The following is a 14,278-nucleotide window of genomic DNA, read 5'->3' as shown; positions in this document are numbered from 1 at the left end:
CCCTAATTTTTACGGAGAAATAAATACATGAATAACTATAGATTACTGCAAGCTGCGCGTGGTGAAGTACTCGATCGCCCTCCAGTTTGGATGATGCGCCAAGCTGGGCGCTATATGAAGGCTTACCGCGATTTGCGGGAAAAATATCCCTCGTTTCGGGAACGTTCTGAGAATGCAGATATCGCTGTGGAGATTTCATTACAACCTTTTTATGCTTTCAAACCCGATGGTGTGATTTTGTTCTCAGATATTCTCACGCCGTTACCTGGAATTGGTATTCCCTTCGACATTATTGAAAGTAGAGGGCCAATTTTTGAGCAGCCTATCCGCACTCAACAGCAAATAAATGCGCTAACTTCCCTTGACCCAGAAGCCTCGTTACCATTTGTGCGGGAGACTCTGACAACTTTACGCAAAGAAGTTAATGGTGAAGCGACTCTGTTAGGTTTTGTTGGTGCGCCTTGGACTTTAGCAGCTTACGCCATTGAAGGCAAAAGTTCAAAGGATTATGCGATTATCAAAAGTATGGGTTTCCGCCAGCCAGACATACTGCATCAATTTTTAGGAAAACTGGCAGATGCGATCGCGATTTATGCTAAATATCAAATTGATGCCGGCGCCCAAGTAATCCAAATCTTCGACTCTTGGGCTGGTCAACTCACCCCGGCAGATTTTCAGGAATTTTCTTTACCATATCTGCAACAAATTGTCAAACAAATCAAAGCTACCCATCCAGAAACACCTTTGATTTTATATATCAATAATAGTGCCGGGATATTAGAATTAATGGCATTATCGGGGGTAGATGTAATTAGCGTTGACTGGACAGTTGATTTAGCAGTAGCTAGAGAACGCATCGGCAAACATATTGGCGTGCAAGGAAATATAGACCCCTGTGCATTATTTGGTTCTCAAGAATATATTAGCGATCGCATTCAAGAAACTATACGTAAAGCTGGCGATCGAGGACATATTTTAAATCTTGGTCATGGGGTTTTGCAAAACACTCCGGAAGAAAATGTCGCTTTCTTTTTTGAAACTGCTAAAAATTCTAAATATGTGGGAGAAGGGAGAGGTCAGAAGGAAAGTTTACTCGTTTCTAGGGTTTAGTTAATTTTTTAAACGCAAAGGAGCGCTGAGGTAAGCGCAAAGTTACGCAGAGAGTTTGTTAGTAATTCATTAAATTTAAAAAATATGGCTCAATCTCAATTGGTTTCACTTTCTATTGATTCTGGTTCTCGTACTATTCGTATTGGTTCTCGTAAAAGCCAACTTGCTTTAGTTCAAACTTATTGGGTAAAAGAACAACTGCAACAGCATTTTCCTAATATTAATTTTGAAGTTCATACTATGTCTACTCAAGGTGATAATATCTTAGATGTAGCATTAGCCAAGATTGGTGACAAAGGACTATTCACTAAAGAATTAGAATTAGGAATGCTGAATGGCGAAATTGATTTTGCTGTTCATTCTCTCAAGGATTTGCCGACTAATTTACCCACAGGGTTAGTATTAGGAGCAGTAACAGAACGGGAAAACCCAGCTGATGCTGTAGTTTTCCATGAAAAATACAAAGATAGACAACTAGATACTTTACCAGCAGGTGCAGTTATTGGTACATCTTCACTGCGACGACTAGCGCAGTTACGGAACAAATTTCCTGAGTTTACATTTAAAGATGTGCGCGGCAATTTGAATACTCGCCTAGCAAAACTAGATAATGGCGAATACGATGCCCTGATTTTAGCAGCTGCCGGATTGCAAAGATTAGGAATGAGCGATCGCATCGATCAAGTCCTCACCACAGAAATCTCTCTCTACGCTGTTGGACAAGGCGCTTTAGGTATCGAATGCCGTGCTGACGATGCAGATGTACTATCACTACTGAAAGCTATTGAACATATTCCTACACGCGATCGTACCTTAGCTGAACGTGCTTTCTTGCGAGAACTAGAAGGCGGTTGTCAAGTACCAATTGGTGTAAATACCAAATTGTATGAAAATACTCTCACCTTAACAGGTTTAGTAGCTAGTATCGATGGTCAACGACTGATAAAAGACACTGTAACTGGCGCAGCAGAATCAGCAGAAAATCTAGGCATTGAACTAGCCCAGAAGCTACGCCAACAAGGTGCCAAGGAAATTTTAGACGAAATTTTTCAAACAGTGCGGGGTTAGGGACTGGGGACTAGGGCAATAGGCTTGAAAGTGTCTTGGTCTCTGGGTTTTATGCTCAGCCTATATCCTAAACTATGCTTTGGCTGCCATAACTCTTAATTCCTAATTATTCATATACCAAAATCTCAAACTCCTCTTCTCTTTGCGCCTTTGCCTGAAAAAATTATCCAACACACTTAAATATAAAAATTATGACAAGTACTACCACTTTCCAAGCAAATCCGACTCTATCTTTACCCCCAGCTGATGCCAAGGTTAGAGTCAGCACATTTATGCAAAAATTGCAAGCTGATATTTCCCAGACTTTGGAACAAATAGATGGCGCAGGGAAATTTCAAGAGGATGTGTGGCAAAGACCCGAAGGAGGAGGCGGACGTTCTCGTGTCATCCGAGATGGTGGGATATTTGAACAAGGTGGAGTCAACTTTTCAGAAGTTTGGGGTACAGATTTGCCACCTTCGATTTTGACTCAATACCCTCAAGCTGCTGGACATGGCTTTTATGCCACAGGCACCTCTATGGTATTGCATCCGCGCAATCCTTATATCCCAACTGTGCATCTGAATTATCGCTACTTTGAAGCCGGGCCAGTTTGGTGGTTTGGCGGTGGTTGCGACCTAACTCCTTACTACCCCTTTGTAGAAGATGTAATTCATTTTCATTCCGTACTCAAACAAGCTTGCGATGTTCATCATCCAGACTATTACAGAGTATTTAAACCTTGGTGCGATGAATACTTTTACCTGAAACATCGTCAGGAAACGCGTGGTGTTGGTGGGATTTTCTTTGATTATCAAAATGGTTTAGGGCAATTGTATCGCGGCCCATACTCTGATTCTGCTGCTGCTGTTGAAAGTCAGCAAATTGGCTCGCTAAAACCTCGGACTTGGGAAGATATATTTGCATTTGCTGGTAGTTGTGCCAATGCTTTTATCCCATCTTATATTCCCATTGTTGAAAGACGGCAGTCAATGGAATATAGCGATCGCCAGCGTCAATTCCAGCTATATCGCCGAGGCCGCTATGTAGAATTCAACTTAGTTTATGACCGAGGCACAATTTTTGGTCTGCAAACCAACGGACGCATCGAATCAATTCTCATGTCTCTACCTCCCCTAGTCCGTTGGGAATACGACTATAAACCAGAACCCAACACCCCAGAAGCCGAATTATACACAACTTTCTTAAAGCCTCAAAATTGGCTGAAATGAGTTGACTGGGGAGACGCGGGAACGCGGAGAATAGCTAATGCCCCATGCCCCATGCCCAATGCCCAATGCCCCATCCCCAATGCCCCATTCGCAATACCTATGAATCTCCAAGCATTATCAAAACCCTCCGGTAAATGGACACTTGCTTTCATCGTTACAGCAGTAGGTATCAGCAGCGCCATCTTTTTCTATGGTATTTCTCAATCTAAAGAACCTACTCCATCAACTCAAGTTGTCAAAACTCCTTTGGTTGTTCGCAAAATCAGCGCATTAGGACGACTCGAACCAGCGACGGAATCAATTAAAGTATCTGTACCTGCGACTCTCAGTAATGACCGCGTAACTCAACTTTTGGTACAACGGGGCGATAGCGTTAAGGCTGGCCAAGTAATTGCAATAATGGATGCCCAAAGCCGCCTACAAAGCGCTTTCTTGGAAGCACAAGCACAGGTGAAAGTCTCCCAAGCAGAACTAGCTAAGGTGAAAGCAGGTGCAAAATCTGGGGAAATTAGCGCTCAGCAAGCGGAAATTGTGCGTTTGCAAGAACAGTTAAAGGGTGAAGTGGCTACGCAGCAAGCCTCAATTGCGCGTTGGCAGGCTGAGGTGAACAATGCCAATGCTGAATATAGTCGCTATTTGTCACTTTATCAACAAGGAGCGATCGCATCTGCCGAACTAGACAGAAAACGGCTGACTCTAGAAACAGCACAAGCACAACTTAACGAAGCTAAAGCCCAGCAAAATCAGAGTAACGACACAATTAGAGAGCAAATTAATCAAGCTACAGCCAATTTAGACAGAATTGCCGAAGTGCGACCAGTAGATGTGCAAGCGGCGCAAGCTGAAGTTTTAAAAGCTAGTGCAGCCGCAAACAAAGCAAAAGCAGAACTAGCACAAGCTTATATCCGCGCACCAATAGCAGGCCGTATCCTCGATATTTACGCTAAACCGGGAGAAGTCGTCAGCAACGAAGGTATTGTCGAGTTGGGACAAACTAACCAAATGCAAGTAGTAGCAGAAGTTTATGAGACTGACATTAGCAAAATTCGTCCGGGTCAGCCAGCCACAATCATCAGTGAATCATTCTATAGTAAATTGCGTGGTACTGTTAAATCAATTGGTCTACAGGTGAAAAAACAACAAGTAACTAGTGGGGAACCTGGAGAAAATCTCGATCGCAAAATAGTTGAAGTCAGAATTTGGCTAACTCCACAAGATAGCAGACAGGTTGCAAATTTAACGAATTCACAAGTACTAGTTGCTATTGAGCCTCAGAATTCAGAATTCTGAATTCTTAATCATTACAAATTTTTATAAAATCAAATTTAGATAATGCTGAAAAAAATATTTCGTAAAACTTTTTTGTCTTGGCGGCAAATGAGTTACAAAAAAGGCCGCCTTGCAGTAGCTATAGCTGGAATTGCGTTTGCTGATTTACTCATGTTTTTGCAACTAGGCATGAAAGATGCACTATTTGATTCCCAGGTGCGCCCTTATGCCATCCTCCAAGGTGATTTATTTATAGTTAATAAACTGTCTGATAATCTCAACGCCATCAAAAGTTTTTCTAGAGATAACCTTTATCAAGCAGTAGGTGTGGATGGTGTAGATTCTGTGAGCTTTCTTTATATTGGTCAAGCTAATTGGCGCAATCCAGAAAATCAAGGCAGTCGCCAAATATTCGTCTATGGAATTAATCCCAATAAACCTGCATTTGATTTGCCAGAAGTAAATCGGCAATTAGACCAACTATTGTTAATGAACAATGCACTATTTGACAGGGCTGGATTACTACCCCAAATCGGTGATGTTCCTAAATTATTAGCAACGGAAAATCCCCTTGACGTACAAGTTAATAATTATAAAATTAAAATTACTGGTTTATTTACTCTTGGTTCTTCCTTTTCTGCTGAAGGTAATTTAATCACTAGTGATTCGACATTTTTACGGCTGTTTAAAAGACGACAAGCTAATGATATTGATGTAGGAATTATTCGATTAAAACCCAATGCTAATATTCAGCTTTTACAAGCAGAGTTAAAATCAATTTTACCAGATAATTTACTAGTATTAACCAGAGATGAATTTGCCGATCGCGAACGTACATATTGGGCTAATGGCTCTCCCATCGCCTATATTTTTGGCTTTGGTGTCGTTATCGGGTTTTTAGTCGGAACAGTAATTGTTTATCAAATTCTCTACACAGATGTCTCAGATCATTTGCCAGAATACGCCACATTAAAGGCCATGGGTTATAGCGATCTGTATTTTGTCCGAATTGTTCTGCAAGAAGCTTTTATATTAGCGACTTTGGGCTTTATACCAGGAATTTTCATCTCCAATGGACTATACATAATGACTCAATCTGCAACATTTTTACCCATTGCGATGAAACTTAGTCGTGCCATTACGGTGCTGACATTAACCATTGTCATGTGTATTTTATCAGGAGCGATCGCCATTCAAAAACTGCGCGCTGCCGACCCTGCTGATATCTTTTAGCATCAAAGTTTGAGGGGAAGGTTAATTTGAAAAGTTGAGCCTTGACCAACTGTACTTTTAACAGTTATTTGGCCATTGTATCCTTGCACAATTTGTTGAGCGATCGCCAGTCCCAGCCCAAAGCCGCCTGTTTCACGAGAACGAACAGCATCTACACGATAAAAGCGATCGAAAATATGTGGTAAATCAGCAGCGGGAATACCAATGCCATCGTCTTTAACCTGAATTACCGCCCAGTGAGACTGGGTAAAAAGTAGTAATTCCACCTTACCTCCCGTTGGCGTATATTTGAAAGCATTAGTCAGTAGATTAATCACCGCTTGTTTGAGCAAATTGGCATCAGCTTCTAACATTACGGCTTGTTCTGGAAATCGCGCATTAAAATTAAGGTTTTGGGCAGGAGCCTGAGCCGCAAAATCTTGGGCAAGGGATTTTAAGATTTCACACAAATCAACAGGTTTTAATATCGTGTCCGTCAGCGAACCATTATGACGCGACAGGAAAAGCAGATTATTAATTAGCGTAGTCATGGACTTAGCAGTTTCGGCAATATTTTGCAACCGCAATCTTTGTTCAGATAAATCTTCCGGTGGCATCAGAGCAACCTGGGCATTACTCAATACCGTAGCCACAGGTGCCCGTAACTCATGAGAAGCGTCAGCTGTAAATCGCTGCAATTGCTGATAAGCCCGCAAACTTGGCCGCATCGCCAACCCACCCAAAAACCAACCCGTAATTCCAATTACACCAAAGGTAACAGGAACCCCCAAAGTAAGAAACAAGCGGCCTTGGTTCAAGCTACTGTGTAGAGAGTTCATTGGAACTGCCGTTTGGAAATAGCCGACTAACTCCTTATCTGACAAAACAGGAACTGTAACTTGGCGAACCCAGGTTGTTTTGCTGGGTAAATCTGAGTTGAGTGGTATTTCCAACGTTTGAAATCCTGGTTCAGCCGTCAGTTGTTTGTTACCAGACGAACCAATAAATTGCACCAGTTGTTTCTGAGAGTTATACCATCGGGCGTACACCAGTCCACCATTCAACGATGCACCGTTTTCCACAGGAGTTTGTTGCCTGCGCTGATTTTGCCATTGACTTTGATAAAGCGAGTATTCAGTTTTAGCAGCAAAAGCCTTACTTTGTGAAAATAGTTCGTCATCAAAAACCCGCAACTGTTCTTCCACACTCAGACAGTAACCCACCCCAGCAAACGCAAACAAAATTCCACCCATCGACAGGGCAAACCAGTGAGCAAGATTACGGCGGCTATGTTCAAACATGGGGTGTGGGGGGTGTGGGGGGTGTGGGAGGTGTGAGGGGTGTGGGAGGTGTGGGGGGTGTGGGGGGTGTGGGAAGATGGAGAGGAGAGTGGTCGAAATTGAATGAAGATGGAAGAAAAAGAAGGGAAAATTTATTTTAGAACTCATGAGGATTTAGCTATTTATCAATTGGCATTTGAGACAGCAATGCAAATTTTTGAGCATTCTAAAAAATTTCCTGTTGAAGAAAAATATTCATTAACCGACCAAATTCGTCGCTCCTCTCGCTCAGTCTGTGCTAATCTGGCAGAAGCTCGGAGAAAACGAAGATATAAAGCCGCTTTTGTTGCTAAATTGAATGATTGTGAGGCAGAGGCAGCAGAAACTCAAGTTTGGTTAAAGTTTGCTGTGAAATGTCAGTATCTCACAGTCGAACAAGGAAGAGAACTCTACATTCCTTACAATCAAATCCTTAGTGGGTTAGTCAAGATGATTAGCCACCCAGATGATTGGTTACTCAGCTAACTTCCCACACCCCCCACACCTCCCACACCCCCCACACCTCCCACACCTCCCACACCCCCCACACCCCACTCTAATTTGGCGGATTTAACCGATATCCCATGCGATGTACGGTTTCTATCCAATCTTTGATACCAATAGTTTGTAGGCGTTGGCGTAAACGGCGAACTAAGGTGGTAACTGCGTTACTTTCGGGTTCTTCTCCCCAATTCCAAAGGGCTTGCTCAATTTGGCCGTGAGATAAAACTTGGCGGGGGTGACGCATCATATATTCCATGAGTTGAAACTCGCGGCTAGAAAGTTGAGTTGTTAAGGAACCGCGTTCGAGTATTAAATTGGATAAATGAAGTTGTAAATCACCCAAGGTAAGTATATCTCCTTGCCACATTGGCGATCGCCGCCCCAATGCCCGCACCCGTGCCAATAATTCCACCACATCCACGGGCTTGACTAAGTAATCATCGGCTCCAGCATCTAAACCTCTGACTTTATCTGAAACGGTGTCTTTTGCTGTCAGCATGAGTATGGGAGCTACTTTACCCGCCTGTCGATACACTTGACACAATTCTACGCCACTGACTTTAGGCAACATCCAATCTAAAATCAGCAAATCATACTCTTTGCGAAAAACAAACCACTGCGCCGTTTCGCCATCAGTCAGCGCATCTACTATATGCCCTGCTTTCAACAATGCTGCTCGTAGTGGCTCTAACTGCGATGGGTCGTCTTCTACTAGTAAGATCAACATTCCATTTGCTTAATGCTTAACTTGCTGTCTTTGCTTACTTAATAGTCTTAAGATTTAAGGTGAAATAATAACACATAAGCAACAGTAAGTATTCTATCTCATACCTTCCATGCAGCAACTTCAACGTTTTCAAGTGTTGCGATCGCTGGGCTTTGTGTTTTGGTTATCCTTACCCTTGATTGGATTAGTTTTTTGGCTGGGAAGTGGCTTTGTTGGAGATCGGATTTTGAGTCACTCCCGCACCACCAAAAAATATCTCCTAGCGGATACCCAATCGGCACGGCAGATGATGAAAAAAGTAGTAGCCATTGAGGTGGAAATTCTTCGACAACAAGGAATTTCACGGGTAAACGTGAAAACTAATAATTCAGTCCTCAAAACCATAGTATTTGAATTTCCAACCACCGATATGAGCCAACTTCAAACCACTCTCAGTCAGGAGTTAGGCTTACCACGCGATCGAGTTAAGGAACTGATTGTGGAAGTGGGGGAGTAGGGAGTGGGGGAGTGTGGGGAGTGTGGGGGGTGTGGGGAGTGTGGGGAGTGTGGGGAGTGTGGGGAGTATGGGGAGTGTGGGGAGTGTGGGGAGTGTGGGGAGTGTGGGGAGTGTGGGGAGAGAGGGGGGAAAGATTTTTTCACCATCCTCCCATACCTCCCACCCCTCCCACACCTCCCACCCCTCCCACCCCTCCCACACCTCCCACACTTCTTGGAATGCCCAATGCCCTATTGCGTTTGACATTTGCTTGTCATATTTATTCCATAGACTCTAAAAAAGGTAATGTTATTTTACATTTCTCCAAAATAATTGACCTTTAAATAGGTGACATTGAACAAGACTAGGGGGGAGTTTTCCTAATCCTCAATCCCTATTTCCTTTTACTCCATCTTTAACCCTTAATAGCTCACTGTGAATATGGATACTTCTGAAGCTCAAGTTTCAAAGGTTGAAACAGAATCAGATAGTTCTGCACCTTCTGAGTTAGCACCTACTCGTTCGGGTAAACCTTGGTTCTGGAGATTGCTGATTTTATTTCTGGCGACTGGTGGTATTATCCTGTGGCGGATGCTGGCTCCTGGTGGGGCACCACGTTCTTCTGTTGCACAACAGCAGCAAGCACCAGCCCCAAAGGCAATTGAAACGATCGCTTTGGCAAACGGACGGGCTACCAGAAGTGTTCAGCTTTTAGGACAAGTGGAAGCCAGTCAGCAATCAATACTCCGCGCTCAAACCAGTGGAATTGTCAAGAGAATTTTCGTGCAACCAGGCGATCGCGTGCAAACAGGTATGGCGATCGCGTTTTTGGACGATACCGATCAGCAATTGGCAATTAGCCAAGCACGGGCACAATTGGCACAACAACGCAGCAATCTGGCACGCTTGGAAGTCGGTACTCGCAAAGAAATCATTGCTCAACGTCAAGCAGCAGTCACATCTGCTAAGGCGCGAGAACTAGAAGCACAAGATAATCTCAAACGCACCAGTAATCTTGTTAAAGAGGGTGCTTTGTCTCAAAGATTATTAGTTGAAGCCCAAGCACAATTAAATAACATCCAAGGAGAACGCTTAGAAGCTGAGGCTGAACTGGCTGAAGCCAAAGCCGGGCCGATTCAAGAAGAAATCGCTGCCCAACGAGCAAACGTAGAAGCAGCTAGAGCCGCCCTAGCCCAAGCCGAATTAGCACAGCAACGCACTCGAATTCTGGCATCGGAATCGGGGATAGTGCAGACTCGCCATGTTAGCGGCGGCGATTTAGTGCAAAATAACAGCCAAATTGTCACTCTAGTAGCTGGCGATCGCTTCGACATTTTCCTAGAGTTACCAGAAGAACTCAGCGGAACAGTTACCCCAGGCATGACAATCGATCTTACTGCCCGTGCCTTACCCCAATGGAAACAACGCGCCGGCATCACCGCTGTAGTTCCTGCCGCCGATCCTGCGTCCCGTCGCCAGCGCGTGCGCGTCCAAATTAACAAACCACCAACAGGATTAATACCTGGAATGGCGATCGCAGGTAATCTCAACCTCCCCTCAAACCGTACTAGTTTTGTAGTATCAAGAGATGCCTTAACCAGACGCCAAAATCAGTGGTTAGTTTTCACCGTTGCCGATGGCAAAGCCAAACAAATTACAGTAGAAATGCTTGCCGACATGGGTAAAAATGTCGCAATTTATCATCCCACCTTACGTACTGGTCAACGCATTGTCCTACGTGGCGGTGACGGTTTGCAAGATGGTGCGCCTGTAAAGATAGTCGATCCAACTTAAAACAATATACTTCTTGCAGAAGTCGGTTAAAGAGGAAGAATTAGAGGTATAAATTTTACTGTTCTCTTTCTCCTTTAACCCTTTCTTCTTCAAAAGCCTGCAAACCCAGTTGAAATATAACTTTCTCAACTACGAATTACAAATTACGAATTACTATGAATTTTATCGAAACCGCCGTTCGCTGGCGACATGGTACTTTCGTTCTATTTTGCTTGCTGGCAATGTTTGGGGTATTCTCGCTGTTCAAGTTACCCCTTGAATTGCAACCAGGAGGCGATCGCCCGGAAATTACAATCACAACTACCTATCCTGGAGCCGGGCCGACGGAGGTAGAAGACCTAATTACCCGTCCCATTGAAGAACAGATGGAGGAGGTGCTGGGCGTTCAAGAAATCAGTAGTACTTCTCGTGCTGGACGTAGCAGCATTACGCTGGAATTTGCTCAGGATGCCAATGTGCAAGAGCGCCTGGTGGATGTTCTCAACCGCTTGCAACAGGTGGAAAGTTTGCCCCCAGAAGCTCAAGAATCGAATGTGGAATTGGTGGGTGGTAACACTTCACCGATGATGTGGATTCCGTTTGATACCAAAGAAGGATTTCAACCGGACGCCAACCGCTATCGAGATTTAGCCGAAGAAGTGGTGATTCCCCGTTTGCGGCGAGTCGAAGGAACTGGACAATTCCTAATAGTGGGCGGACAAGAACGAGAAGTTGAGGTGAAAATCGATCCCAAAGCATTAAGCGATCGCAATCTCACAATCGGTGATGTAGTCAGAGTTTTACAGGAAAACAACCGCGATATCCGGGGCGGCCCGTTAATTTTAGGACGCAGAGAATATCGGGTACGTACAGTCAGCCGTTCCCAGGATTTATCAGAAATTGAAGGCTTTGTGCTGCGACGCGACCAATCCGGTACAGTTTATTTGCGGGATGTGGCGATCGCACAAATGGGACGCAAACCCCAAGATAGTGCTTTGGTATTCAATGGTAAACCAGGGGTAGCCATTGGTGTAATTCGGCAGATCGGGGCGAATGTGCCAGAAGTGGCTAAAGGCATTCGAGCCGAAATAGCCGCGCTGCAAACTGAGTTCGATCGGCAAAATCAAGGCATTCGCTTTGTCTACAACTACGACGAAAGCGAGTATATCAATCAATCGGTAAGCTTCGTTCGAGAGAACTTGATTAGTGGAGCATTACTAGCAACCATTGTTTTATTGCTATTCCTTGGTTCAATGCGAACTGTTGCTGTAATTGCAATTACGATTCCTATCGGTACAATTGCTGTGTTTATTGTCATGTCTGCACTTGGACGCACATTAAACATCATCAGCTTAGCAGGACTAGCATTTTCCGTGGGTATGGTTGTAGATAACTCGATTGTCGTGATTGAGAATGTCTTCACCCACATGCAGCAAGGTAAAAGTGCCTTGCGAGCAGCTATTGAAGGTACGCAGGAAGTTTGGGGCGCAATGCTTGGTTCCACCTTAACCAACGTAGTGGTATTTGTACCGCTAATTATGGTGACGGGTGAAGCAGGGCAACTTTACACCGATATGGCGATCGCTCTTTCTGCCTCTTCCCTATTTTCGTTGTTTGCGGCGTTAACTTTAGTACCAATGCTATCAGGATTATTCCTGAAACAATCAGAAGCTATCCAAATGATGCAGGGCGGTGAATACCGTGGAGGTAATTGGTTTGAGCGGATGGTGGCGAAAACCTCTGCCGTTTTTCGTCATTTTCAGGGTAAACTAGAGAACTTTCTCGCCTCTACTGTCAGTTGGTCGCTGGGACGTAAACGTATTGGTCGCAGGTTGTTTGTACTGTCGATTCCGGTTGTTTTACTCGTCACTAGTATTTTTCTTTTACCACCAGCTGATTATTTGCCCGAAGGAAATCGTAATTTAGTAGTGTTGCGGGCGGAACCTTTGCCGGGAACTAGTATCCCCGAAGCGATTCGGCAATCTCAACCCGTGCAAAAATTTCTGCGATCGCAACCAGAAGTTGACCGCATCATGTACGTTGACCGTCCTGGGGCATTGCGCGGGATTTCAACTATTTTAAAACCAGAGTTTGCCACAACCACCGGACTCGCCGACATGGTGGATCGATTACGCGCCCAAAGCAGCAACTTTGCTGGCTACCGCTTTGTCATCCCCACACGAATTTCTATTTTCCGCGATCCTGGTAAAGAATTTGAAATCGATATTGTCGGCGATGACCTCAATCAAATTGGCGATTTAGAAAAGCAAATTACCGCTAAATTGCGATCGCTCCAAGGGGTACAAAATGTGCGATCGAATTTTGTCTTGGGTGCAGCTGAATTACAAGTAATTCCCAACCGCGAACGCCTTGCAGAAGTGGGACTTTCGGAAGCCGAAATTGGTTCAATGGTAGAAGCAGCATTGGGTGGTCGCATTGCTTCCGATTTCATTGATGGCAAAGAAGAACTAGATGTCTCAGTGGAATTGCAAAATACTGCTGTGGAAACCCCAGAACAACTGCGTCAATTACCTTTGTATGCACAAGGACGACAAGTGCAACTAGGAGATGTTGCCGAAGTCGTCGAAACAACTGGAGCCGACGCCATTAACCACGTCGATTTAGACCGTTCAATTACTCTCACAGTCACCCTTGCACCCGACGCTCCCCTGGCGACGCTGGTAGAACGTACCGAAGAAGAAATTCTCGCTCCTTTGCGTGCCAATCTGCCAACAGGCTATCGCTTAGAACTGGCGGGTTCAGCGGATCAGTTAGCAACAACTGTCGGTCAATTAGCCGCTGCATTTGTCTTTTCGATTTTGATTACTTACTTGTTACTGGTAGCTTTGTATCGCTCATTCCTCTATCCAGTGGTAATTATGGCAACAGTGCCAATGGGAATGAGTGGGGCACTATTGAGTTTAGTAATTGCTAACCAAATTCCGGGCATGAATGTGGCGTTGGATATGATTACCGCTTTGGGATTTGTCATCCTTACAGGTGTGGTTGTAAACAACGCCATTTTGCTAGTCGATCGCGCCTTGCAGCTCCAAGAAGCAGGTGAAGATTATGACGCGTCGCTGTACAATGCCACAAACGATCGCCTGCGGGCAATTTTCATGTCCGCCGGCACCAGTGTCCTGGGAATGTTACCCCTGGCGGTGCTACCGGGTCAAGGTTCAGAGTTGTATCAAGGCTTAGGCATCGTCTTGACTGGTGGTCTAGCTTTTTCCACCATTTTGACTCCCACCGTCGTACCCGCACTCATGGGTTTACTACACGATATCTCTGGACGTAAATCACCGCGATCGGCGGTTCCCAAAAATCCAGACAAAGTAGTTACTTAATGCAACTACCGCGTACATACAAGTCTTTTAGAGTTGTTGTGTAAGATACAGAAAGTTAATTTTTACTCTTCGATGCAACAAAGGTGCAAGGCAATGCAACAAAGGTGCAAGGCAATGCAATAAAGGTGCAAGGCAATGCAACAAAGGTGCAAGGCAATGCAACAAAGGTGCAAGGCGATGCAACAAAGGTGCAAGGCGATGCAACAAAGGTGCAAGGCGATGCAACAAAGGTGCAAGGCGATGCAACAAAGGTGCAAGGCGAT

The 14,278-nt window shown here is 44.5% G+C and carries 15 protein-coding genes; 10 read left to right on the top strand and 5 right to left on the bottom strand.

Annotated features, from left to right (window positions below; genetic code table 11):
• Positions 1 to 27: 27 nt before the first annotated feature.
• From hemE to devC, 5 genes are all read left to right on the top strand, one after another.
• The gene (hemE, locus tag H6H03_RS34670; protein ID WP_190959549.1) at positions 28 to 1,110 is read left to right on the top strand and encodes a uroporphyrinogen decarboxylase; all 1,083 of its coding nucleotides are present in this window, start codon (positions 28 to 30) and stop codon (positions 1,108 to 1,110) included.
• 84 nt (positions 1,111 to 1,194) lie between these two features.
• Positions 1,195 to 2,178, top strand: coding sequence for a hydroxymethylbilane synthase (hemC, locus tag H6H03_RS34665; protein ID WP_190959548.1), 984 nt, complete (start codon positions 1,195 to 1,197; stop codon positions 2,176 to 2,178).
• 191 nt (positions 2,179 to 2,369) lie between these two features.
• Positions 2,370 to 3,389 carry an oxygen-dependent coproporphyrinogen oxidase gene (hemF, locus tag H6H03_RS34660; RefSeq protein WP_190959547.1) on the top strand — a complete coding sequence of 340 codons (1,020 nt, stop codon included), beginning with the start codon at positions 2,370 to 2,372 and terminating at the stop codon, positions 3,387 to 3,389.
• A gap of 99 nt (positions 3,390 to 3,488) precedes the next feature.
• Positions 3,489 to 4,679: an ABC exporter membrane fusion protein gene (locus tag H6H03_RS34655; RefSeq protein WP_190959546.1), complete on the top strand. Its 1,191-nt coding sequence runs from the start codon at positions 3,489 to 3,491 to the stop codon at positions 4,677 to 4,679.
• Between the two features lie 42 nt (positions 4,680 to 4,721).
• Positions 4,722 to 5,891, top strand: coding sequence for an ABC transporter permease DevC (gene devC / locus H6H03_RS34650; protein ID WP_190959545.1), 1,170 nt, complete (start codon positions 4,722 to 4,724; stop codon positions 5,889 to 5,891).
• Between the two features lie 2 nt (positions 5,892 to 5,893).
• Here devC and H6H03_RS34645 read toward each other — a convergent pair whose 3' ends face one another.
• Positions 5,894 to 7,171, bottom strand: coding sequence for a sensor histidine kinase (locus H6H03_RS34645; protein WP_190959544.1), 1,278 nt, complete (start codon positions 7,169 to 7,171; stop codon positions 5,894 to 5,896).
• Positions 7,172 to 7,176: 5 nt separating this feature from the next.
• On the opposite strand from H6H03_RS34645, the gene H6H03_RS41625 reads away from it, so the two are divergent.
• Together H6H03_RS41625 and H6H03_RS34640 are read left to right on the top strand one after the other, a co-directional pair.
• Positions 7,177 to 7,311 (top strand): hypothetical protein, encoded by a 135-nt coding sequence (locus tag H6H03_RS41625; RefSeq protein ID WP_277926224.1) that lies wholly within the window; start codon positions 7,177 to 7,179, stop codon positions 7,309 to 7,311.
• A complete protein-coding gene (locus H6H03_RS34640) occupies positions 7,280 to 7,675 on the top strand; it encodes a four helix bundle protein (RefSeq protein WP_190959543.1) in 396 nt (131 codons plus the stop codon). Before H6H03_RS41625 ends, H6H03_RS34640 begins: the two co-directional genes overlap by 32 nt.
• Here the strand turns inward: H6H03_RS34640 and H6H03_RS41620 are convergent.
• Entirely contained in the window at positions 7,672 to 7,797 is a 126-nt protein-coding gene (locus H6H03_RS41620) for a hypothetical protein (protein ID WP_277927406.1), read from the bottom strand. The genes H6H03_RS34640 and H6H03_RS41620 overlap by 4 nt on opposite strands.
• Positions 7,746 to 8,420 carry a two-component system response regulator RppA gene (gene rppA / locus H6H03_RS34635; protein WP_190959542.1) on the bottom strand — a complete coding sequence of 225 codons (675 nt, stop codon included), beginning with the start codon at positions 8,418 to 8,420 and terminating at the stop codon, positions 7,746 to 7,748. The genes H6H03_RS41620 and rppA overlap by 52 nt, the downstream gene beginning before the upstream one ends.
• A 109-nt stretch (positions 8,421 to 8,529) precedes the next feature.
• On the opposite strand from rppA, the gene H6H03_RS34630 reads away from it, so the two are divergent.
• Complete coding sequence (locus H6H03_RS34630; protein ID WP_190959541.1) at positions 8,530 to 8,916, top strand: hypothetical protein; 387 nt, start codon at positions 8,530 to 8,532, stop codon at positions 8,914 to 8,916.
• Here H6H03_RS34630 and H6H03_RS34625 read toward each other — a convergent pair.
• Positions 8,869 to 9,162 (bottom strand): hypothetical protein, encoded by a 294-nt coding sequence (locus tag H6H03_RS34625; protein ID WP_190959540.1) that lies wholly within the window; start codon positions 9,160 to 9,162, stop codon positions 8,869 to 8,871. The two genes, H6H03_RS34630 and H6H03_RS34625, sit on opposite strands and share 48 nt — an antisense overlap.
• Positions 9,163 to 9,336: 174 nt before the next feature.
• Between H6H03_RS34625 and H6H03_RS34620 the strand changes: the two genes are divergently transcribed.
• The gene (locus H6H03_RS34620) at positions 9,337 to 10,689 is read left to right on the top strand and encodes an efflux RND transporter periplasmic adaptor subunit (RefSeq protein WP_190959539.1); all 1,353 of its coding nucleotides are present in this window, start codon (positions 9,337 to 9,339) and stop codon (positions 10,687 to 10,689) included.
• 155 nt (positions 10,690 to 10,844) lie between these two features.
• Entirely contained in the window at positions 10,845 to 14,015 is a 3,171-nt protein-coding gene (locus H6H03_RS34615) for an efflux RND transporter permease subunit (protein WP_190959538.1), read from the top strand.
• 27 nt (positions 14,016 to 14,042) lie between these two features.
• Here the strand turns inward: H6H03_RS34615 and H6H03_RS34610 are convergent.
• Positions 14,043 to 14,278: hypothetical protein (locus H6H03_RS34610; RefSeq protein ID WP_190959537.1), on the bottom strand; the 236-nt coding region annotated here is incomplete at its 5' end.

It is taken from the genome of Nostoc paludosum FACHB-159 (assembly GCF_014698835.1).
Taxonomy (GTDB): Bacteria; Cyanobacteriota; Cyanobacteriia; order Cyanobacteriales; family Nostocaceae; genus Nostoc; species Nostoc paludosum.
Note: the sequence above shows the minus strand (reverse complement) of the source record. Positions and strands in the feature narration are given on the sequence as shown.

Excerpts from the sequence above, each read along its gene's own strand:
- H6H03_RS34615 (WP_190959538.1), top strand. The coding sequence starts at position 10,845 with ATGAATTTTATCGAAACCGCCGTTCGCTGGCGACATGGTACTTTCGTT.
- H6H03_RS34655 (WP_190959546.1), top strand. The coding sequence starts at position 3,489 with ATGAATCTCCAAGCATTATCAAAACCCTCCGGTAAATGGACACTTGCT.
- hemC (WP_190959548.1), top strand. The coding sequence starts at position 1,195 with ATGGCTCAATCTCAATTGGTTTCACTTTCTATTGATTCTGGTTCTCGT.
- devC (WP_190959545.1), top strand. The coding sequence starts at position 4,722 with ATGCTGAAAAAAATATTTCGTAAAACTTTTTTGTCTTGGCGGCAAATG.
- H6H03_RS34640 (WP_190959543.1), top strand. The coding sequence starts at position 7,280 with ATGGAAGAAAAAGAAGGGAAAATTTATTTTAGAACTCATGAGGATTTA.
- H6H03_RS34645 (WP_190959544.1), bottom strand. The coding sequence starts at position 7,171 with ATGTTTGAACATAGCCGCCGTAATCTTGCTCACTGGTTTGCCCTGTCG.
- rppA (WP_190959542.1), bottom strand. The coding sequence starts at position 8,420 with ATGTTGATCTTACTAGTAGAAGACGACCCATCGCAGTTAGAGCCACTA.
- H6H03_RS34625 (WP_190959540.1), bottom strand. The coding sequence starts at position 9,162 with ATGTCAAACGCAATAGGGCATTGGGCATTCCAAGAAGTGTGGGAGGTG.
- hemF (WP_190959547.1), top strand. The coding sequence starts at position 2,370 with ATGACAAGTACTACCACTTTCCAAGCAAATCCGACTCTATCTTTACCC.
- hemE (WP_190959549.1), top strand. The coding sequence starts at position 28 with ATGAATAACTATAGATTACTGCAAGCTGCGCGTGGTGAAGTACTCGAT.
- H6H03_RS34630 (WP_190959541.1), top strand. The coding sequence starts at position 8,530 with ATGCAGCAACTTCAACGTTTTCAAGTGTTGCGATCGCTGGGCTTTGTG.
- H6H03_RS34620 (WP_190959539.1), top strand. The coding sequence starts at position 9,337 with ATGGATACTTCTGAAGCTCAAGTTTCAAAGGTTGAAACAGAATCAGAT.